The 19,639-nt window shown below is 68.8% G+C and carries 21 protein-coding genes; 5 read left to right on the top strand and 16 right to left on the bottom strand.

Features of this window, described 5'->3' with window-relative positions:
* Positions 1–49: 49 nt before the first annotated feature.
* From IT779_RS21820 to lysX, 3 genes are all read right to left on the bottom strand, one after another.
* Positions 50–676: a histidine phosphatase family protein gene (locus IT779_RS21820; RefSeq protein ID WP_196151254.1), complete on the bottom strand. Its 627-nt coding sequence runs from the start codon at positions 674–676 to the stop codon at positions 50–52.
* A 153-nt stretch (positions 677–829) separates the two neighbouring features.
* Positions 830–1,057: a hypothetical protein gene (locus IT779_RS21825; RefSeq protein WP_196151255.1), complete on the bottom strand. Its 228-nt coding sequence runs from the start codon at positions 1,055–1,057 to the stop codon at positions 830–832.
* A gap of 146 nt (positions 1,058–1,203) precedes the next feature.
* A complete protein-coding gene (gene lysX, locus IT779_RS21830; protein ID WP_196151256.1) occupies positions 1,204–4,527 on the bottom strand; it encodes a bifunctional lysylphosphatidylglycerol synthetase/lysine--tRNA ligase LysX in 3,324 nt (1,107 codons plus the stop codon).
* Positions 4,528–4,659: 132 nt separating this feature from the next.
* Here lysX and IT779_RS21835 point away from each other — a divergent pair, with 132 nt between their 5' ends.
* Positions 4,660–4,881, top strand: coding sequence for an RNA-binding S4 domain-containing protein (locus IT779_RS21835; RefSeq protein ID WP_196151257.1), 222 nt, complete (start codon positions 4,660–4,662; stop codon positions 4,879–4,881).
* A 6-nt stretch (positions 4,882–4,887) separates the two neighbouring features.
* On the opposite strand, the gene rraA is transcribed toward IT779_RS21835, so the two are convergent.
* The 9 genes from rraA to IT779_RS21880 form a co-directional block, all read right to left on the bottom strand.
* Complete coding sequence (rraA, locus tag IT779_RS21840) at positions 4,888–5,382, bottom strand: ribonuclease E activity regulator RraA (RefSeq protein WP_196151258.1); 495 nt, start codon at positions 5,380–5,382, stop codon at positions 4,888–4,890.
* A 66-nt stretch (positions 5,383–5,448) separates the two neighbouring features.
* On the bottom strand, positions 5,449–5,814 hold the full coding sequence (locus tag IT779_RS21845) for a DUF5313 family protein (protein ID WP_232541970.1): 366 nt from the start codon (positions 5,812–5,814) through the stop codon (positions 5,449–5,451).
* A 43-nt stretch (positions 5,815–5,857) separates the two neighbouring features.
* Positions 5,858–6,238: a DUF5313 family protein gene (locus IT779_RS21850; RefSeq protein WP_196151259.1), complete on the bottom strand. Its 381-nt coding sequence runs from the start codon at positions 6,236–6,238 to the stop codon at positions 5,858–5,860.
* Between the two features lie 8 nt (positions 6,239–6,246).
* A complete protein-coding gene (locus tag IT779_RS21855; protein ID WP_196151260.1) occupies positions 6,247–6,720 on the bottom strand; it encodes an SRPBCC family protein in 474 nt (157 codons plus the stop codon).
* Positions 6,721–6,759: 39 nt separating this feature from the next.
* A complete protein-coding gene (locus tag IT779_RS21860) occupies positions 6,760–7,692 on the bottom strand; it encodes a CopD family protein (protein WP_332838904.1) in 933 nt (310 codons plus the stop codon).
* A gap of 4 nt (positions 7,693–7,696) precedes the next feature.
* Positions 7,697–8,242: a copper resistance CopC family protein gene (locus IT779_RS21865; RefSeq protein WP_196151262.1), complete on the bottom strand. Its 546-nt coding sequence runs from the start codon at positions 8,240–8,242 to the stop codon at positions 7,697–7,699.
* Positions 8,239–8,901 carry a YcnI family copper-binding membrane protein gene (locus IT779_RS21870; protein ID WP_196151263.1) on the bottom strand — a complete coding sequence of 221 codons (663 nt, stop codon included), beginning with the start codon at positions 8,899–8,901 and terminating at the stop codon, positions 8,239–8,241. The genes IT779_RS21865 and IT779_RS21870 overlap by 4 nt, the downstream gene beginning before the upstream one ends.
* Positions 8,902–8,945: 44 nt before the next feature.
* Positions 8,946–9,329, bottom strand: coding sequence for a hypothetical protein (locus IT779_RS21875; RefSeq protein ID WP_196151264.1), 384 nt, complete (start codon positions 9,327–9,329; stop codon positions 8,946–8,948).
* Between the two features lie 289 nt (positions 9,330–9,618).
* Entirely contained in the window at positions 9,619–10,251 is a 633-nt protein-coding gene (locus tag IT779_RS21880; protein WP_196151265.1) for a DUF6474 family protein, read from the bottom strand.
* Between the two features lie 197 nt (positions 10,252–10,448).
* Here IT779_RS21880 and IT779_RS37930 point away from each other — a divergent pair, with 197 nt between their 5' ends.
* The 3 genes from IT779_RS37930 (at position 10,449) to IT779_RS21900 (ending at position 15,298) form a co-directional block, all read left to right on the top strand.
* Complete coding sequence (locus IT779_RS37930; RefSeq protein WP_332838905.1) at positions 10,449–12,275, top strand: TM0106 family RecB-like putative nuclease; 1,827 nt, start codon at positions 10,449–10,451, stop codon at positions 12,273–12,275.
* Between the two features lie 83 nt (positions 12,276–12,358).
* Entirely contained in the window at positions 12,359–14,314 is a 1,956-nt protein-coding gene (gene htpG, locus IT779_RS21895) for a molecular chaperone HtpG (protein WP_196151266.1), read from the top strand.
* Between the two features lie 165 nt (positions 14,315–14,479).
* Entirely contained in the window at positions 14,480–15,298 is an 819-nt protein-coding gene (locus IT779_RS21900) for a class I SAM-dependent methyltransferase (protein WP_196151267.1), read from the top strand.
* 72 nt (positions 15,299–15,370) lie between these two features.
* Here the strand turns inward: IT779_RS21900 and IT779_RS21905 are convergent, their stop codons facing one another.
* The gene (locus IT779_RS21905; protein ID WP_196151268.1) at positions 15,371–16,138 is read right to left on the bottom strand and encodes an SDR family NAD(P)-dependent oxidoreductase; all 768 of its coding nucleotides are present in this window, start codon (positions 16,136–16,138) and stop codon (positions 15,371–15,373) included.
* A 237-nt stretch (positions 16,139–16,375) separates the two neighbouring features.
* Here IT779_RS21905 and IT779_RS21910 point away from each other — a divergent pair, with 237 nt between their 5' ends.
* Positions 16,376–17,035, top strand: a complete 660-nt coding sequence (locus tag IT779_RS21910) for a TetR/AcrR family transcriptional regulator (RefSeq protein ID WP_196151269.1) — start codon at positions 16,376–16,378, stop codon at positions 17,033–17,035.
* Between the two features lie 129 nt (positions 17,036–17,164).
* Here the strand turns inward: IT779_RS21910 and IT779_RS21915 are convergent, their stop codons facing one another.
* The 3 genes from IT779_RS21915 to IT779_RS21925 form a co-directional block, all read right to left on the bottom strand.
* Entirely contained in the window at positions 17,165–17,884 is a 720-nt protein-coding gene (locus IT779_RS21915; protein ID WP_196151270.1) for a TMEM165/GDT1 family protein, read from the bottom strand.
* 317 nt (positions 17,885–18,201) lie between these two features.
* Complete coding sequence (locus tag IT779_RS21920) at positions 18,202–18,729, bottom strand: peptidase (RefSeq protein ID WP_196151271.1); 528 nt, start codon at positions 18,727–18,729, stop codon at positions 18,202–18,204.
* A 194-nt stretch (positions 18,730–18,923) separates the two neighbouring features.
* Positions 18,924–19,547, bottom strand: coding sequence for a superoxide dismutase (locus tag IT779_RS21925; RefSeq protein WP_196151272.1), 624 nt, complete (start codon positions 19,545–19,547; stop codon positions 18,924–18,926).
* Between the last annotated feature and the right edge of the window lie 92 nt (positions 19,548–19,639).

Genomic DNA, 19,639 nt, shown 5'->3' on the forward strand with positions numbered 1-19,639 from the left:
CCTGTGTGTCGTCCGCGCCGATCAGCCGGCGCCGATCAGCCGGCGCCGATCAGCCTGCGGTGCGCGCGGCGATGTTGCGCGGCAGCAGATCCCACACGTGACCGTTCTCGTTGATGGTGGCCGCGGTGCGCCTGCCGGTGCGGGAGAACAGGATTCGGGTGATCGAGCCGTAGTCGATGGGGAAGGTCAGCGGGCGGGCCAGGCCGAGGATGTCCTGTAGCAGGATGTTGATCACACCGCCGTGCACGAAGGCGACCACGGTCTCGGACGGGTCGGTGGCGGCGGCGATCTCGGTGACGGCGTCGCGCACCCTGGTGACGAAGGCCGGGCCGTCGATCTGTTCGGGCAGGTATCCGGCCTTGATGCGGTCGTAGGCGGCGCGAAATTCGGTCTTGGCGTCCTCGATGGGGATGTACGCGGGCAGGTCGCGGTCGTATTCGGCCAGGTCGTCCACGATTTCGACATCGAGGTCGAGCTTCGCGCCGGTCGGCGCCGCGGTGTCGCGCGCCCGGCGCTGCGGACTGGTCAGTACCCGCGCCACCCGGTGCTGGTCGAGGGCCGTCGGCACGCGTTCGGCCTGTTCCCGCCCGATCGCCGAGAGTTCGGGATCGGCGGGCCCGGCCGCCGCGTTGTCGATCCGTAGCGGCTGCGCATGGCGAACGAGTATCAACTGCACGCCCAACACTCTGCCGTATTCCGACGGGAAATCTCGCGGTGGCCGGTGCGCGATACCGATCACACATCGGTGCGCGACGCCTGCACGGACTTCGGGAAACCCGCGGCGGTGACCCGAGCGGATGTCGAGGTCACCGCCGTTCGACGGGGTTCGTCAGCTGCTCTTCTTGCGCTTGGTGAACAGGACGATGGCGACGATGATCGCCACCACAACGAGCACGCAGCAGATCAGGCCGAAGATCAGTCCGCCGCCGCCGCTCTTGCGCTTCTTCTTCGCCGCGAACTCCATGGCGGTGTTCACGGTGTCGGAGCCGAGTACGTCCGGGCTCGCCCACACCGTGTGGTCGAGCAGGCTCGCGTTGGTGAGCAGGTCTAGATACATGTTTTCCCCATTCCGTCGGTGGCGGCCTCCTCCTCTGGCCGAATCCTTAAGGTTATCCGGGCCGCTGAATTCGGCGTTAACGGTTCGCGAACGCGTCCTTCATCGTGAGATTCGCCATCGGGCGCCTCGCGGTGCGAGTACCCCGGTCACCGCGGTTTGACCAAGGGGAACGGCAGGGTCTCGCGGATGCTTCGGCCGGTGATGAGCATGACCACGCGGTCCACGCCCAACCCGAGTCCGCCGGTCGGCGGCATGGCGTGTTCGAGGGCCTGCAGGAAGTCCTCATCGAGTTCCATCGCCTCGGGATCGCCGTTGGCCGCGAGCAGCGACTGTTCGGTGAGACGGCGGCGCTGTTCGATCGGGTCGGTGAGTTCGCTGTAGGCGGTGCCAAGTTCGACGCCCCACGCCACCAGATCCCAGCGCTCGGTGACCCCGGCGATGCTGCGGTGCGCGCGGGTCAGCGGGGAGACCGAGGTGGGGAAGTCGATGTAGAAGGTCGGTTCCTCGGTGTGCGCCTCGACCAGGTGCTCGTACATCTCGAGCACCACCTGTCCGGCGTCCCAGCCGTGCTGGTAGGCGATACCCGCCGTATCGCACAGCTTGCGCAGCTCGGCCACCTCGGTGGCGGGGGTTATGTGCGTGCCGATGGCGTCCGACACCGCGCCGTGCACCGTCTGCACCGACCAGTCGCCGGAGATGTCGACCTCGTCGAAGCCGCCGTCCTCGTTCGGCCGCAGCGCCACCATCGCGCCGTTGGCGGCCAGCGCCGCGTTCTGGATGAGTTCGCGGCAGGTGTGCATCATGCGTTCGTAATCGCTGTGCGCCTCGTACGCCTCGAGGATCGTGAACTCGGGGTTGTGACTGAAGTCGACGCCCTCGTTGCGGAAGGTCCGGCCGATCTCGAACACCTTCTCCATTCCGCCGACGCACAGCCGCTTGAGATAGAGCTCGGGCGCGATCCGCAGGTACAGGTCGAGGTCGTAGGCGTTGATGTGGGTGATGAACGGTGTGGCGTTGGCGCCGCCGTGCACCTGTTGCAGGATCGGGGTCTCCACCTCGAGGAAGCCGCGGCCGTCGAGGGATTCGCGCAGCGAGCGCAGTACCGCGCTGCGTTTGGCCAGCACCTCGCGGGTCTCGGGGTTGATCGCCATGTCCACGTAGCGCTGGCGCACCTTGGCCTCGGGATCGGACAGGCCGCGCCACTTGTCCGGCAGCGGGTGCAGGCATTTGCCGTTCATGCGCCAATCCGCGGCCAGTAAAGACAATTCGCCGTTTCGGCTCTTCCCGATCTGACCGCTGACCTCGATCAGGTCGCCGAGGTCGAAGTACTCGCCGAATTGCGCGCTGCGTTTCACCCCGACCCGGTCGCGGTCGATGACCAGCTGGATCTCGTCGGTCCAGTCGCGCACCACCGCGAAGATGACGCCGCCGTAGTCGCGGATGCGCAGCAGCCTGCCGCAGACCCGGACCGTGGTGCCGCGTGGTGACCGGCGCGCGGCGGCCACGGTGTGGGTGGGCGGATAGGCGACCGGGTAGGCGTCGATGCCGTCGGCGGTCATCCGGTCCAGCTTGTCCATGCGCACCCTGACCTGCTCAGGTCGGCGCGGGGCCGGTTCCTCGGCCGCGCTCGCGGGCGCGTCGGGCGGACTGCCGTCGGCGTGCAGTCCGGTGACGGTGTCGGGTACGGCGCTGTGCAGACCGGTGTGCGTCGCGGTCACGGGGTCCTTGCCGAGCCTCGGCAGGAATCCTTCGGCCAGCGCACTCGCCATCGCCACGCGCGGCAGCTGCCTGCGTTCCTCGAAAAGGAAGAAGCGCGGCACCCATTTCGGCTGGTATTTCACATTCGACCGGTACAGCGCCTCGAGCTGCCACCAGCGTGAGAAGAACAGCAGTACCCCGCGCCACAGCCGCAGCACCGGTCCCGCCCCGATCTGCCCGCCCTCCTCGAACACCGAACGGAACACCGCGAAGTTCAGCGAGACCCTCGTGATGCCGTGCAATTCCGAAGTCAGCGCGAGCTGCGAGATCATCAGTTCCATCGTGCCGTTGGGCGCGTTGGGGTCGCGGCGCATCAATTCCAGCGACGCGCCGGTGCGCCCCCACGGCACCAGCGACAGCATGGCCAGCACCCGGTCCTGAGTGTTGACCGCCTCGACCAGCAGGCAGTCGCCGTCGAGGGGGTCGCCGAGTCGGCCGAGTGCCATGGAGAATCCGCGTTCGGTCTCGGTGTCGCGCCACGCGTCGGCCCTGGCGATGATGTGCTCGAACTCGACGGCATCGATGTCGCGATGGCGCCGGATACGCACCGTGACACCGTGTTTGCGCAGCCGGTTCGCGGCTTGGCGCACCTGCTTCATCTCCGGACCGGCGAGGGAGTAGCCGCGGGTGTCGAGGATCGCCTCGTCACCGAGCCGCAGCGCGGACAGGCCCGCCCGCCGGAACGCCTGCGCGCCGACCTCGCCCGCGCCCATCACCGCGGGCGCCCAGCCGAACTGGTCGGCGAGCCGCAGCCAGGCGTCGATGGCCTGCGGCCACGCCTCGCGCACGCCGATCGGGTCACCGCTGGCCAGGCAGACCCCGAGTTCGACGCGATAGGTGATGGCGGCCTTGCCGCTCGGCGCGAACACCACGGCCTTGTCGCGGCGGGTGGCGAAATAGCCGAGCGAATCCTCGATGTCCGAGCGTTCGAGCAGACCCCGGATCGCCGACTCGTCGGTGCCGGTCATCGCGTTCTCGGCGCGCTGCGAACGGAACAGCACGATCACCGCGGCCAGCAGGGCGATCGCGCCGAACAGGCCGAGCAGGAAGTTGACGAACGGCCGAGGGTGGCCGTCGAAGTGCTCGTTGTCGACGAAGATCACCGCGGTCACCCGGTACACCGCCCAGCCGGGGCGCTGCCAACCGCCCGGCAGCGTGCCGGGGAACAGTTCGACCAGCCCCCAGCCGACCAGGCAGCCGACCGCGAGTCCGCCGACCAGCACGCCGAGCGCCTTCCACCCCGCGCCCCGGCGCACTCGCGTATAGAACTCGCGCCACGCCGCGACCAGCACACCGATCGCCACCACCTGCGCGACCATGGCGACGAGGGCGTTGAGATTGTCGTTGTCGGCGAATTCGATCGCGTTGGTCAGCGCGTAGAACGCGAGGTAGGACACGAGCAGCCACCAGGCGATGCGCTTGCGACTCGCGATCGCGCCCGCCATCAGGCCGAGGATCAGCGCCCACATCAGGTTGGTGTCGGGCGCGTCGAAGTAGTAGTCGTCGAGGTAGCGGCGCGGCACCTGGGTCAGGAAGCGCAGACCCGGCGAAAGGCTCCACAGCAGGCAGATCGCCGCGATGACGCCGAGGACCATGCCCGCGATGTGCGGCGCCTCGGAGAACCGGCCGTGTCCCCGGTGCGGGACCGGTGGGATCGGTCTGTCCTGGCGTGGTTCGGTGTCCGTGCGATGACCGGCGTGCGTGGAAGTCACCGAACCAGTGTGTACGGTGCCGCGCGGTCTCTGTCCGAAGCCCACTCGGGATGTCGGAATGAGGGGGTGGGCACGGGCCGGTATCGGGGGTTGGCGTGCCGCCGAAATCACCGCCGGGTAAGGATGTATTCCATGTCAGACGCAGTCGATGTACCGATCGATGACGATGTCATCCGGCTCGGGCAGTTCCTGAAGCTGGCCAATCTGATCGATTCCGGTTCCGAGGCGAAGACGGTCATCGCCGCCGGGCTGGTTCGGGTGAACGACGAGGTGGAGACGCGCCGCGGCAGGCAGTTGCAGGCCGGTGACGTGGTCGCGCTCGCCGGTCACCGGGTGCGGGTGGCTCCGGTCTGAGCTCGGTCAGGTCGCGTCGGTTTCGGAGGTTTCGGATCGGACGACGATGCCGTCGTGGTCGCTGTAGAGCATGTCCCCGGGCACGAAGGTGACCCCGCCGAATTCGACGGGCACGTCGCGTTCGCCGCTGCCGGTCTGGGTGCTCTTGCGCGGGTTGGTGCCCAATGCCTTGATGCCGATGTCGAGGGTGCGCAGGATCGCCGAGTCGCGGACCGCGCCGTGCACGATCACCCCCGACCAGCCGTTGTCGACTCCGCGCCCGGCGATGATGTCGCCGACGAGGGCGGTGTGCACGCTCGCGTCGCCGTCGACCACGAGGACCGCGCCGTTGCCCGGTTCGCTCAGCGTCTGCTTGACCAGCAGGTTGTCCTGGAAGCAGCGGATGGTGGTGATCCTGCCCGAGAAGGTCTCGCGGCCGCCGAACTGGATGAACTGCGTATCGCAGCTGCGGATGTCGGGGCCGATCTCGTCGGCTAGGTCTGCGGTGGCGACGTCGGTCATGGGTCGATTGTCCCTACCGGCCGGTAGCCGCCGTGTCGCGACCCCCGCTCGATGTGATCGCGCCGACTATCGGTGTCCGTAGTGCGATTCGTAGACGTCGCGGTCGTGTTCGGAGATCTTGTTGTGGTCGAGCAGGTCGGGGTCGAGGCCGTGCTGGCCGAGGCGGAAGCGGCGCCAGACGTAGCTGAGCGCCACGGTGAAGACGACCAGCGGGATGATCATCATCACGATCATGCCGATCTTCAACGGCATCGGACCGGGGAACAGCAGCACGAGGGCGAAGAACGGGATGACGGGTACGAGGAACCGGACGAGATAGCGTTCCATGGCCCCGTGTCCGACGAGGTCGTGGACGACCCACTCGTGCAGCTCCGGCGGGAGCGCGCGGCCCAGATCGTAGGCGATCCGCTGCCTCATGGTGGGGGTTCTCATACCTTCAGGCTATGCCTGTGCGATATGTCACCGCCAGTGCCGATCAGGCGCGGCCGTGGCGGCGTTCGTAGTCGAGCCGGTCGGCCTCGGCGCGGCGGCGGGCGTCGAGGTCGGCGAGCGCGGGGTCGAGTCCGTGTTGGATCAGCCGGTGCCTACGGAACACGTACATCAGGGCCACCGTGAAATAGATGAGCGGGATGTAGAGCAGCGCCATCATCGCCGCACCCATCCACAGCGGGCCCGGTACCAGCAGGAACAGGCACAGCACCGGAATGATCGGCACCAGGATCCTGGTCAGGTAGCGGCGGGTCGCGCCGGGACCGGTGAGATCGTCCACCACCCAGTCCGCCATCGACGCGGGCAGCGTGCGCCCGAAGACGTAGCCGATGCGCTGGGCGAAACCCGGTGTGGTCGCGTCGCTCATGGCCGGGTTCAGGCCTCGCGGGCGTCGGGCGCGCTGCCCGCGTGGAATTCGGTGATCTGGGTGATGAGGTTGTCGGTGGTGTGCTTGACGGCGATCTTGACGAACGGCTCGATGGTCTTGCCGAGCGCGCGTCCCGCCAGACCGCCGGGCACCCGGTAGTCCACGATGGCGTCGATGGTGCACCGCTCGGCGCCCTTGGGGTGGAACAGGAAGGTGGAGGCGACGTCGAAACCCTTGATCGAGGTGATCCCGATGGCGGCGTCCGGCTCCCAGCGATTCACCTCGACACGCGAACGCAGCGAGGCCGGACCCAGTTTCATGTGGCCGTCGAAGGTCGCGCCGACCCCTTCGGTCTGCGCGCCGACCGGGGTGAAGGACTGAATTCCGTACAGGAACCGCGACAGATTCCGGTAATCGTTCACGTACCGGAACGCGGACTCGGCCGAAGCCGCGCAATCCGTCACGATCCTCACTTCGGTCATGAGGCAACTGTATCGGCTGCCCCGGTCACCGCGACCGGCTCACGCGGTGACCGCGAGCGCCGCGGCGAGGCCGAAAGCGACCGACATCACCGTCACCTCGAGCACCGCGCGCCGCAGCGAGGCGCGCGCGGTCATCCTGTGATCGGCGGCGCGCGGCACCCAACCGCGCCGCCACCACCAGCCGAGCGCGAGCAACGCGGCCAACAACACGGTCTTCGCGAGCAGAATCCGGCCGTAACCGGTGTCGAAGACTGCGCCGACGCGTTCGAGCCGCACGAATCCGTTCACGATGCCGGTCACCCCGACCACCGCGATCAACGGCAGCGCCACCGCCGAATACCGCGGCAGCACCCGCGCCCACTCGCCTCGGGTGCGCACCACGAGTCCGATGGCGAGCAGCAGCCCGAACCAGGCGGCGGCCGCGAGCGCGTGCACGGCGGCCAGCACCGAGCCGAACCGCTGCTGCGACATGTGCCCGGTGATCGGACGCAAGGCCAGCGCGACCGCCGTGAACACCAGCACCAGGTCGGCGGAGGCGATATCCGGTCTGCGGTGCGCTACGGCCGCGTACACCGCCACCGCGCCCGCGCCGAACAGAATCGCGATACCGATCTGGCCGCCGCTGAGTTCGGTGAGGAAGGTGCCGAACTGGTCGGCGCCGAGTTCGCTGACCGGCACGCCGACCACATCGGCGGCCTCGAACAGCAGCACCGCGAATTCGGCCGCGCACCAGATGCCCGCCAGGCCGGCGAGCAGCCGCCACGGCGGCGACACGCGGGCCGAAAGCCGTGGCAGCGCCGCCAACCCGAGTACGGCCGCGCCCGTGACATCGGCGACCACACGGACCAGCGCCGCCGTCGGCGCCGGATCGGGCACCGAGAGCGCCCAGGCCAGCAATACGCCGAGTAGTCCGGCGGGGACGACCAGCAGCAGTTCCCGAACGTCGCCGTCGCCGGTCGTCCCACCTTTCACGGTGCTATCCCTTGTCGCGTGACCGGCCGCCGTACAGCGCGAACACCAGTCCGCCGCCGAACAGCACCGCGCCGCCGAGGATGAACACCCACAGCGGTACGCCGCCGCCGCTGTCGCCATCCTCCGCCGCGCCCGGTTTGGGGCCGGGGGTTCCGTTGCCGGGCGTGCTCAGCGTGAACGTGCGGGTGCCGCTCACCGGATGCCCGTCGGCCGAGGTCACGCGGAACGCGATCGTGTACACGCCCGCCGGTCCGAGCGCGCCCGTCTCGACGCTCACCGTGCGGCCGTCGACCGCGGGCTGCCCCTTCGACCAGAGATTGCCGTCCGGGCCGACCACCGTCAGCGACGGGAAATTCGGCTGCAATTCCTCGTTGAAGGTGACGCTGACCCGCACGGGCCCGGTGTCGACGGTCGAACCGTTCTCGGGCACGCTCGACACCGCCGCCGAATGCGCCGCCGCCGGACCCGCGGCCGCGAGACCGACCCCGAACAGGGCGAACCCGGTCAGCAGTGCGGTCAGGAGGCGGCGGGCCGAGCCTCGGGGCGTCACGACCGCCGTCCGCGCAGGACGGTGCCGACGCCGAGGGCGACGCCGAGCAGGCCGAGGGCGAGCGCGATGCCGCCGATCAGGCGCGCTGTGTCGTCGGTCGCGTCCTCCGATTTCGCGGCGGCGTGCTCGTCACCGGTCGAATGCCCGTGCCCGTCTTCGGATTTCGCTTCGGCGAGGGTGATGGTCGGCGCGGGGTGCTCCGGTTCGGCGCCGTCGGGTCCCGCAGCCTGATCCCAGGCCACGACCTTGCCGTCGCTGTAGGTCTGCTTGGCCGCGAACGTCACGGTCGGCTGCTCGGGCAGCGGTCCGAGGGAGACGACGAAGCGCTGGAACTGGCCGGGTCCGACACCGGGATTCCCGGCGTCGGCGGTCCAGGTGACCGCGACCGCGTCGGACTTGTCGTTGCGGTCGACCTTGGCGCTCCACCCCGGAAGGGGTTCGGTGCGCGCGCTTTTCACGCCGGGCATGGTCACGGTGAGCGCGGTGGTCGCGGCGGTGTCCGATTCGGTCGGCACCCGGAAGGTGACGACCGAATAGCCGCCCTGTGCCGCGCCTGGCGCGTCGGCGGTCACGTGGGCCGCCGCGGAACCCGCCCCGAGCAGGACCGCGCCGGACGCGGCGAGCACGGTGGCGCAGGCGCGCAGAACTGAACTTCGCATGGTGATGAAAGGCTTTCTCTCCGAAAGGGGGTGACGGTGTCGGCTTATCGAGCCGACACCGGCGGAGCCCGCGGACCCGCCGCGCCTTCCTGACAGGTGTGCCACGCGCCGACCTCGCGATTCCACACACCGCGGACGGTGGGCATCGGCGCGCGGCCGGGTCGGCTGGTAGCCGCCGCGACGGCCGTGGAGACGAGGTCGTAGAGACGCCGCGCCGCGAGCACGAGCACCCCGCACAGCACGGTGGCCACGACATGCGCCGCCACCATCCACCCACCGGGCAACCCGGGCGCCGCCGCTTCCCGCCCGTGCTCGTGGCCGATCACCCCCGACAGCGCGGCGTGCGCCGCGAACTGCCCGACCGCGAGCATCCCGAACACCGCGAGCCGCCCCGCCGACAACGCCGAGACCAGCGCACCGGCGAGCACCGCAATGAGAAGAACCAGCGTGCCGTCCGCCGAGTCGGGATACCCACCCCCCGCCACCCCGTGCGCGGCGAACGCCAGCGCGGCGACCGTCGCGCCGACCGCTCCACCGGCCGCACTGCGCGACCCACCCCGCGGGTCGCGCCGCAGATCACCGGATGTGCTCCGGGCGGCGGTACGAGCGGCGTCGCTTCGCGTGGACCGAGGCCGGATATACCCATCCACCACTTCGACTGCGCGCGGGGCGGCGGCCGGGGTCGGGGGCGGGGCGGTGATCACGGAGGGGGAGGGGTCAGTTCACGCCGAGGCGGGCCAGTACGTCGGCTTCGATGCCCGACAGTTCGTGGGAGATCGAGGTGTGGACCGCGCGGCGGCGGGTGGCGGGCATCTGTTCGGCGGTGCGGACGGCGGCGGTGAGTCCGGCCAGGCGTTCCTCGGTGCCCGAGACGAACTTCTGGTTCTCGGATTTGCCCGCGGAGATCTTCTCGAGCGCCGCTTCGACGTTCACGATGCGCGCCTGGAGTTTGCCACCGTGGCCCGCGAAGTCGCCGAGCTGGTCGACGCCGATGCCGAGTTGCTGGGCGCGGCGGGTGTCGAGCTGTCCGCGCAGGAAGGTGGCGGCGCGGTAGGCCAGCGGCGCGAGCACCGGCACGAGCACGCGTGCCACGCCGAGATACTTCTTCACCTGACTCGCGCTGAACGGGTCGCGTTCGGCGCGGGCGGCGATCTTCACGGCGGCCTTCTCCTCGGCTTGGAACGCGGCGATCTGCGCCTTGGCCACCTTGCGCTGCGTGCGGGCCTGCTCGCGCCGGGCCTTACGATCGTTCCTGGCGCCGAGCTTGGCCTCCATCGCGGCCTTGTGCTTGAGGGCTTTCGCCTCGGCCCGGCGGCTCGGTCGCCGCTTGCGCTTCGTGAACAACCCCATCGAAGGCCCTCCGTCATGCTGGTTCGCCACGGCGGAAACGACGCCGGGGAACGCCCGTCCGCCCATGTCACATGGATTGCCGTAACACTATCGGGTCGACGCGGCCCGCTGCGAGTGGGTGAGTGCGACGGGTGTGCGGCGATAGCCGTGAACACGCGATTCACGGAAGTGTCAGAGGCAGGGACCATACTGCGTATGTGAATTCGGGCATCGGCGACCACGGCGGTCGCGTAAACGGCGGCACCGCCGACACGGTCGGCGGAAGGCAGGTCGACGGAGGCCCGGTGGCATATATCGATGCGCGCGCGTTGATCGGCTGCAGGCATCGCCTGCACTTGGACGCCACGCATCCGCAGTTGCTCACCGGTGTCGTCGAGGATGCCGGTGTGCGCCAGCGCAGAGAGGCGGCGGGCGAGCACCGTCGCCGGGTTCGCGACGCTCTGATCGCCGCGGATCCGCAGAGCTGGATCGTGATCGATCCAGTGCTTCGCGCCGGTGAGCGCGCCGAGCAGACGCTGCGCGCGTGCGTGGCGGGCACCCATCACATCTGGGGCGCCCTGTTGCCGCAGGAACCGGAGACGGGCAGACGCGGCGGCGCGGAAATCCTGCTGCGCGACCGTGATCGGGGCGGTTACATCCCGATCATCGTGGTGAATCACAAGGTCAGCGATCCGCGCAAACCCGAGCCCGCCGATTTCCATCCAACCACCAGCGATCCGTACCACTGGGATCCGCAACCGGATCCGCATCACAAACTGCGTCAGCAGCCGCGCGATACCCAGCGTCTCGCGCACCTGTACCGGATGTTGCAGCGGCACGGTCTTGCCAGTCCGGCGCTGGTCGGCGGTGTCATCGGCTATCAGTTCGGCCGTGCGGAAGAGGCGCCGCGCCCGGAGTCGAGCCCGTCCGAACGCCCGAATCCGCGCGGGCACGGGCGGCGTCGGCCGTCGCGCCCTGTCGTCGGGGTCGGCCGCTACGATCCCGACCGCATCCTCGTGCACGATCTCGGGCCGGTGCTCGCCGATTACGACCTGCGCTACGCCGATCGAATCGCGGTGGTGCGCAACGAGCTGCCGACCACGCCGTCGAAGGTCCCGGAGTGCCGCCAGTGCCCGTGGTGGCAGCGCGGCGCCGAAGGCGCGCCGAGTTGCGAGGGCTGGCTGGTCGACCACCACGATGTGAGCCTGGTCGCCCCCGGTTCGCGGGCCGATGTGCTGCGCGGCCACGGCGTGCACACCATCGACGATCTGGCCGCCTGGGCGGGCGATGGTCCCGACGATTGGCAGCACGGCCCGTTCGAGGAGGCCGTGGTCACCGCGCGGGCCTGGCTCGCGGGCGCGCCGCTGGTGCGCCGGGCCGACCGCGTATGGGTGCGGCGCGCCGACGTGGAGGTCGACGTCGACCTGGAGAGCTATCAGGAGTTCGGCGCCTACCTGTGGGGCACCCTGCTCGACGGTGTGTACCGCCCGTTCGTCACCTGGGATCCGCTGCCCACCGAGGACGAGGGCCGTTCCTTCGCCGAATTCTGGACCTGGTTGATGACGGTGCGCGCCGAGGCCGTCGCGGCGGGGAAAACCTTTGCCGCCTACTGCTATTCGCGCACCGCCGAAGACAAGTGGCTCTACGAGTCGGCGCGCCGGTTCGCGGGGCGCCCCGGTGTGCCGACCGTCGAACAGGTGCGCGCCTTCGTCGACGGCCCGCAATGGGTCGACATGTTCCAGGCCGTGTCGGAGCAGTTCATCTGCCCGAACGGCAAGGGGCTCAAGAAGATCGCGCCGGTGGCCGGGTTCTCCTGGCGCGATCCGGAGGCGGGCGGCGAGGCGTCGATGAGCTGGTACCGCAAGGCCGTCGGCTACGACGCGGAACCGGATCTGTCCCAGCGCACCAGGCTGTTCGAGTACAACGAGGACGATGTCCGCGCCACCATGGTGCTGCGGGAATGGATGAATCCGAGGGTGCCCGCCGAGCACAGCGCCGACCGCGAAGTCCCCGGCCTCGCGGATTTCCGCGCGGCGGGGGTCTGACGACGGCGGGTCCGACGAGCGGCGAGGGTCTGACCAGGGCCGTCGGCGTTCCGGTACGCGCGGCGCGGCGGTACCATCGCGACGTGACAGAGCACGTCGAACAACTCGAGTTCCAGGCCGAGACCCATCAGCTGCTCGAACTGATGATCCACTCGGTCTACTCCAACAAAGACACGTTCCTGCGGGAGCTGATCTCGAACGCTTCCGACGCACTGGACAAGCTGCGGCTCGAGTCCTACCGGGACAAGGACCTGCACGTCGACACCTCCGACCTACACATCGAACTGGAGGTGGACAAGGACGCGCGGATTCTCACCGTCCGGGACAACGGCATCGGCATGTCGAGGGCCGAGGTGGTCGACCTGATCGGCACCCTGGCCAAGTCCGGTACCGCGGAGCTGCGCAAGAAACTGAACGAGGCGAAGTCCGACGCCGCCACCGAGGAGCTGATCGGCCAGTTCGGCATCGGCTTCTACTCCACTTTCATGGTCGCCGACAAGGTCGCGCTGACCACCCGCAAGGCGGGTGAGTCCGAGGGCACCCGCTGGGAGTCCGAGGGCCAGTCCACCTACACCATCGAGACCGTGGCCGACGCGCCGCAGGGCACCGCGGTCACCCTGCACCTCAAACCCGCCGACGAGGACGACCACCTCTTCGACTACACGCAGGAGTGGAAGCTCCGCGAGATCGTCAAGAAGTACTCCGACTTCATCTCGTGGCCGGTGCGCATGCCGGTGGAGCGCACCGTCACCGAGGGTGAGGGCGAGGAGCAGACCGAGCGCACGGTGCTCGAGGAGCAGACCCTGAACTCCATGAAGGCGCTGTGGACCCGCCCGAAGAGCGAGGTCTCCGACGAGGAGTACAAGGAGTTCTACAAGCACGTCGGGCACGGCTGGGACGATCCGCTCGAGATCATCGCCTTCAAGGCCGAGGGCACCTTCGAGTACCAGGCGCTGCTGTTCATTCCCTCGCACGCGCCGTTCGACCTGTTCACCCGCGAGCACAAGCGCGGTGTCCAGCTCTACGTCAAGCGGGTGTTCATCATGGACAACTGCGAGGAGCTGATGCCGGAGTACCTGCGTTTCGTGAAGGGCGTGGTCGACGCGCAGGACCTGTCGCTGAACGTCTCGCGGGAGATCCTGCAGCAGGACCGCCAGATCCAGATGATCCGCAAGCGCCTGGTGAAGCGGGTGCTTTCCACGGTCAAGGAGCTCCAGGGCGCCGAGGACCAGTCGAAGTACCGGACCTTCTGGCAGGAGTTCGGCCGCGTCCTCAAGGAGGGCCTGCTCTCCGATTTCGACAACCGCGAGACGCTGCTTCAGGTGTCCTCGTTCGCGTCGACGCATTCGGAGTCGGAGCCGACCACGCTCGCGCAGTACGTGGAGCGCATGGCCGATGGCCAGGAGTCGATCTACTACATGACCGGCGAGAGCCGTCAGCAGATCGAGTCCTCGCCGCATATCGAGGCGTTCCGGGACAAGGGCCGCGAGGTGCTGATCCTGACCGACCCGGTGGACGAGATGTGGGTCGGTTCGGTGACCGACTTCGACGGCAAGCCGTTCCAGTCCATCGCCAAGGGCGAGGTCGATCTGGAGACCGAGGACGAGAAGAAGGCCTCGGAGGCGCTGCGCGAGCAGCAGGACAAGGATTTCGCCGATGTGCTCGGCTGGCTCGGCAAGACGCTGGAGGACAGCGTCAAGGAGGTGCGCCTGACCAGCAGGCTCACCACCTCGCCCGCCTGCCTGGTCGGCGACGTCTACGATTTCACGCCGATGTTGGAGCGCATGTACCGCGCGTCCGGTCAGGCGGTTCCGGAGAGCAAGCGCATCCTGGAGCTGAATCCGACGCATCCGCTGGTCTCGGGTCTGCGCGAGGCGTATTTCACGCGCAAGGAGGACGCCGACGCCGGTAACGTGCCCGAACTCGCGGAGACGGCCGAATTGCTCTACGGCACCGCGGTTCTCGCCGAGGGCGGTGAGTTGAAGGATCCGGCGCGTTTCGCCCACATCCTGACCGATCGCCTGACTCGCACGCTCTGATCCGCCGGACCGGGGTCGCAACGCCGCGACCCCGGTCCGCGCGTGAGCGACGCGACCGGTCGGTCCGATAGGATGGCCGAAAGCGTTCGGGCACAGCGATATCCGCCCGGATCACCGGGACGCCGCGCGCGTAGCCTGATGCGGTCGAAAGGATCGTGCTCGAACATGTCCGCCAATCCACTCACCGTCGCCGAACCGTGGGATCTCGTCGCCGAGAGCTACGCCGAGTTCGGACCCGCGGTCATGCGGCCGTTCTCCTCCCACGCGCTCGAGGTGGCCGGACCGGCGCCGGACGCGCGGATCGTCGACATCGCGGCGGGCACCGGAATCCTGAGCCTGCTCGCGGCCCGACAGGTCGCCTCGGTGCACGCCATCGATCTCTCCGAGGGCATGCTCGAGCGGCTGCGCGAGGCCGCGCGGCAGGCGGGCATCGACAATATCGAGACCGAATGCGGTGACGGGCAGGCGCTTCCGTTCGAGTCGAACCGTTTCGACGCCGCGTTCTCCATGTTCGGGCTGATCTTCTTCCCCGACCGCACCGCCGGATTCGCCGAGATGTTCCGCGTGCTGCGGCCCGGCGGGCTCGCTGTGGTGTCGAGTTGGGCGCCGATGGTGGAATCGCCGCTGATGATGACCATGTTCGCGGCGGGCGCCGCCGCCGACCCCGACCTGCAGGAGCCACAGCCCGATTTCCTCGGACTGGAGAACCCCGACGTCTTCGCCACCGAGATGCGCGCCGCGGGCTTCGCGGGGGTGACGATCCAGCGGCACACCGCGTCGATCCACTTCGACAGCGTCGACGAGATCTGGGCCTCGATGATCGTCGGCAGCGCGATGATGCAGTGGATCCGCCGCCAGGAAGGCGAGCGGCGCTGGGCGGCGCGCACCGCCGCCATGCGCGGCTATCTGGACGCGAACTTCCGTCCCGGTGTCGGGCTGTCGACCACCGCGCTGCTCGGGATAGGCCACAAACCTCGGCTCTGAGCGGCACGCTTTCACGTCGAGTCGGTGGCTGCTCCCTCGCCCGCGAGGACGAGGGAGCCCGCTACCGCCGGATTATCGCGGCGCCATGCGCAGCGCGCCGTCCATGCGGATGGTCTCGCCGTTGAGGTAGTCGTGTTCGACGATGTACTGCGAGAGCTGCGCGTACTCGTCGGGGCGGCCGAGCCGCGACGGGAACGGCACACCGGCCTCGAGGCCCTTGCGGTAGTCCTCGGTGACGCCCGCGAGCATCGGGGTGTCGATGATGCCGGGAGCGATGGTGTTCACCCGGATGCCGAACTGCGCGAGGTCGCGCGCCGCGGGCACCGTCATGCCGTGCACGCCGCCCTTGGACGCGGAGTAGGCGATCTGGCCGATCTGGCCCTCGAACGCGGCCACCGACGCCGTGTTGATGATCACACCGCGCTGCCCGTACTCGTCCACCGCCTCGGTCTTGGCGATGGCATCGGCCGCCAGCCGCATCACGTTGAAGCTGCCGAGCAGGTTCACGGTGATGACGGTGCGGAACAGCTCCAGATCGTGCGGGCCGTTCTTGGACAGGATCCGACCGGCCCAGCCGACGCCCGCACAGTTGACGACGATGCGTAGCGGCGAGCCGGATTCGACGACCTGCGCGACGGCGGCCGAGACCTCCGCGTCGCTGGTGACGTCGGCGGGGATCAGCGTCACGCCGGCGGGCACGTTGTCGCCCGCGCGCTCGATGGATTGCGGTACGTCGAGACCGAAGACGGTGGCGCCGAGCTCTGCGAAATGCTTGGCGGTGGCGGCGCCGAGGCCGGACGCGCCTCCGGTGACAATGGCGGCGGTACCCGAAATCTCCACGATGGTCCTCTCGTTCGTGACAGCCAGTTGGCCTATCGTCAATTGCACCCTAACCGGTGTCGAGCTCGACCACGAGAACGGCTCCCTCACACTTCGCACGCCCGTCACGAACCCCGTGAACAGGGCGCGCGCACCGAATCGCGGTGCCGAAACTTTGCCGTCCTGCGAATCCGGGACCGACGCCGGAAAGCCGCGCACACTGGATATCGCGGCTTGCGAAGTGGCAACCTTTACCGAATGACCGAACTCGCCGGTGTCAGCAGCCGGCTCCCGCGCGGGCGACACGGCCTGCCAAGAGAACAGGTGATCGCCTCCCAGCGCGAGCGGATTCTGCGGGCGATGGCCGACGCCATGGCCGAACGCGGCTACGTGAACACCCCGATCGCGGTCGTGCTGAAACGCGCGGGCGTCTCGCGGGAGACCTTCTACGAACAGTTCCGCTCCAAGGAACACTGCTTCGAGGCCGCCTTCGAACGCGCGGTGCACGGCGTGATGGGCAGGATCGCCGCCGCCTCCGACGAAACCACGCCCGCTCCCGGCACGCCGGAGAACACCGACCGGCTCGACCGCCTGCTCGGCGCCTACCTGGAGGCGCTGGCCGCCGAACCCGCCTATGCCAGGCTGTTCCTGGTCGAGGTGTACGCCGCGGGCGCGAAGGCGGTAGCCAAACGCGCCGTCCTCCAGGAATCCTTCGTCGCGGTGATCGCCGATGTGCTCGGCGCCACCACCGAATCCCAACGCTTCGCCTGCCAGACCTTGGCCGCCGGGGTGAGCGCGATGGTCACCGCGAAGATCGCCGCCGCCGATCCCGACGGCCTGCGCGCACTGCGCGGCCCCCTGCTCGAGTTGGTGCTACGCAGCGGCGACCTCTACGGCGACGCCGTGCGAGCGAACTGAGCGGGCTGCCGAACAGTCGAGGACACGCGCGAGGCAGCCGGGTCAGGTCGATGTGCGACGGCGGCCGAGCGAATCGAAGTGCGCGGGCGGGCCGAGTTCATGCTCTACCGGTGAGCCGAATCGAGGGGCTCAGCCGATCTCCGCCGATTCGGGCGTTTCTCCGACCGGATCCGGCTGCGCGCGCCCGACCGTCCGTCGCCGCAGCACCAACGGTGTTCCCGCGACCAGCGGGACCACCAGGGCGATCGCCGCACAGGACACCACCCCGAGGTCGGGCAGCGTCGCCGAGAGCAGCGTGGCCGTGCCGAGGTAGAGGAACAGCAGTCCGGCTCCGATGCCGATCAGCCGTTCCGGCAGGTGTTTGCCGATGAGAATGCCGACCGCGATGGCGAGGCCGTCCGCGGCGACCATGCCGATGGTCGAGCCGATCCACACGCCGATCCAGCTGTTGTCGGTGGCCAGCGCGGCGGTCGCGAACATGGTGCGGTCGCCGAGTTCGGCGAGCAGGACCGCCGACAGCACGACGAAGAAAGGCGCCCGGGTCGAGCGCGGTGCGGCGCGTTCCTCGTCCGGTTCGGCGGGTCCGAAGTGTTCGCGCAGGGTCCAGAGGCCGACGGCGAGGAAGGTCAGCGCGGCGACGACGGCGATGGCGCGAGTCGGCAGCGCCGCGCCGAGGAAGTAGCCGACCCCGACGGAGATGACGTGCACGGCGGCGGTGGCGGCGGCGATACCGCCGAGGACGACCCACCAGCGGTAGCGCAGCGCGAAAGTCAGCGCCATGAGCTGGGACTTGTCGCCCAGTTCGGCGAGAAAGACTATGCCGATACTGAGCAATACGGTGGCGATCATCGGTTGCGTCTCCCCGGATCCTCGGCCTGCCTGCCGGAGATCTCGGGTACGCCTCCGGCCGACAGACAAAACTGTCAGACCGAAGGTCTCGCCCACCGGAACGTCGCCGGTTCACGCGACCGGATCCGCGGCCCGACGGGCGCGCGAATCAGTATGTCGACCGCGTGATTGGGGGCTACTCCCCTTCGCTGCCACCGACAGTACCCGGACAGCCCTGTCCTGACAACCGCGTGTGGCCCAAATCGCCCCGCGCGCAATAAGTTTGGGAGACCATGCGGCCGACTTCGGTAACCCTTACAAAGTCGGCCGCCCAACCGTCACGCGGCAAGCAGCATCGCCAGAACCGCGGTGTCGGGATCGCTGATCGGATCCAGCCCGACCCGGCTGACCAGCGAGGTCACCGTGCCGTCGGATTCGGCCTCCGCCCAGGCGGCGCGATGCTCCAACCCCAGGTGCGGCACGCCGGGCAGCAGCACGCACCCGGAGGCGGCGCCGGTGCACTCGGGCAACGACGGCCGGGTCTCCGAGGGGGGATGCAGCATCAGCAGCGCGGGCGGCACATGCTCGGCGAACCGACCCGGCGCCAGCGCTTCCTCGCCGATGACCGTGCCCTCGGCGAGCACGATGCCGACCGTGCCCGGCATCGGTTCGTCGGGTAGCTCCTCGCGCACGCCGAAGACCGTGGTCGTGGTGAGCAGGCCAGGTAGCGTCGCCACGCGCACCGCGAGCACGAGTACCTGCGCCCATTCCTTGGTGGTATCCGGCCAGCGGCCGGAGATGACGAATCCTCGCAGCGATCCTCGAGCGTGGAACGGCGTGATGCCGATCGGTTCGTTCGCCCGCATGATGCCTCCCGTCATGGAACCGGGGGCGGCTTTGCCCTGAACTGTGGATTTCGACAATGACTCAGGTATCACCTGGCACACAAGTACCAAAGAGTGCTAACGCGACATCAGCGCCGGATTCCGGGCGGTCCCCGACGACGACCGGACCCCCGCCGCGAGCACGCGACGGGGGTCCGACGAAGAAGGGGAACGGCTCAGCCGAAGACGAGGCCCTTGCCCTGGCTGACGGCGCGGGCGAAGCGCTCCTGCACGTCCTCCCAGTTGACGACGTTCCAGAACGCGGTGACGTAGTCGGCCTTCACGTTCTTGTACTGCAGGTAGAAGGCGTGCTCCCACATGTCGACCTGCAGCAGCGGGATGATGCCGAGCGGCACGTTGGCCTGCTGGTCGTACAGCTGGAAGGTGAGCAGCTTCTGGCCGAGGGTGTCGTAGCCGAGCACCGCCCAACCCGAGCCCTGCAGGCCGTTGGCCGCGGCGGCGAACTGCGCGCGGAACTTGTCGAACGAGCCGAACTGGTCGTCGATTGCGGCGGCCAGCTCGCCGACCGGCTTGTCACCGCCGTTGGGGGACAGGTTCTTCCACCAGATGGAGTGGTTGACGTGACCGCCGAGGTGGAAAGCGAGGTTCTTCTCGTTCAGGAAGATGGCGCCGTGATCGCCCGCCTCACGGGCCGCTGCCAGCTTCTCCAGCGCGGTGTTCACACCGGCGACGTATGCGGCGTGGTGCTTGGAATGATGAATCTCGTTGATCTGCCCGGAGATATGGGGCTCCAGGGCGCTGTAGTCGTAATCCAGATCTGGCAGCGTGTACTCAGCCACGATGTCCCTTCCTATGTCGGGCCGAAGGCGCGCGGACTCCTCGTGCGCCTTCAGCCATCATTCGTACACCCGCTGGGTCCAACCCGGACCGA

This window comes from Nocardia bovistercoris (genome assembly GCF_015674855.1).
In the GTDB taxonomy this organism is placed as follows: domain Bacteria; phylum Actinomycetota; class Actinomycetes; order Mycobacteriales; family Mycobacteriaceae; genus Nocardia; species Nocardia bovistercoris.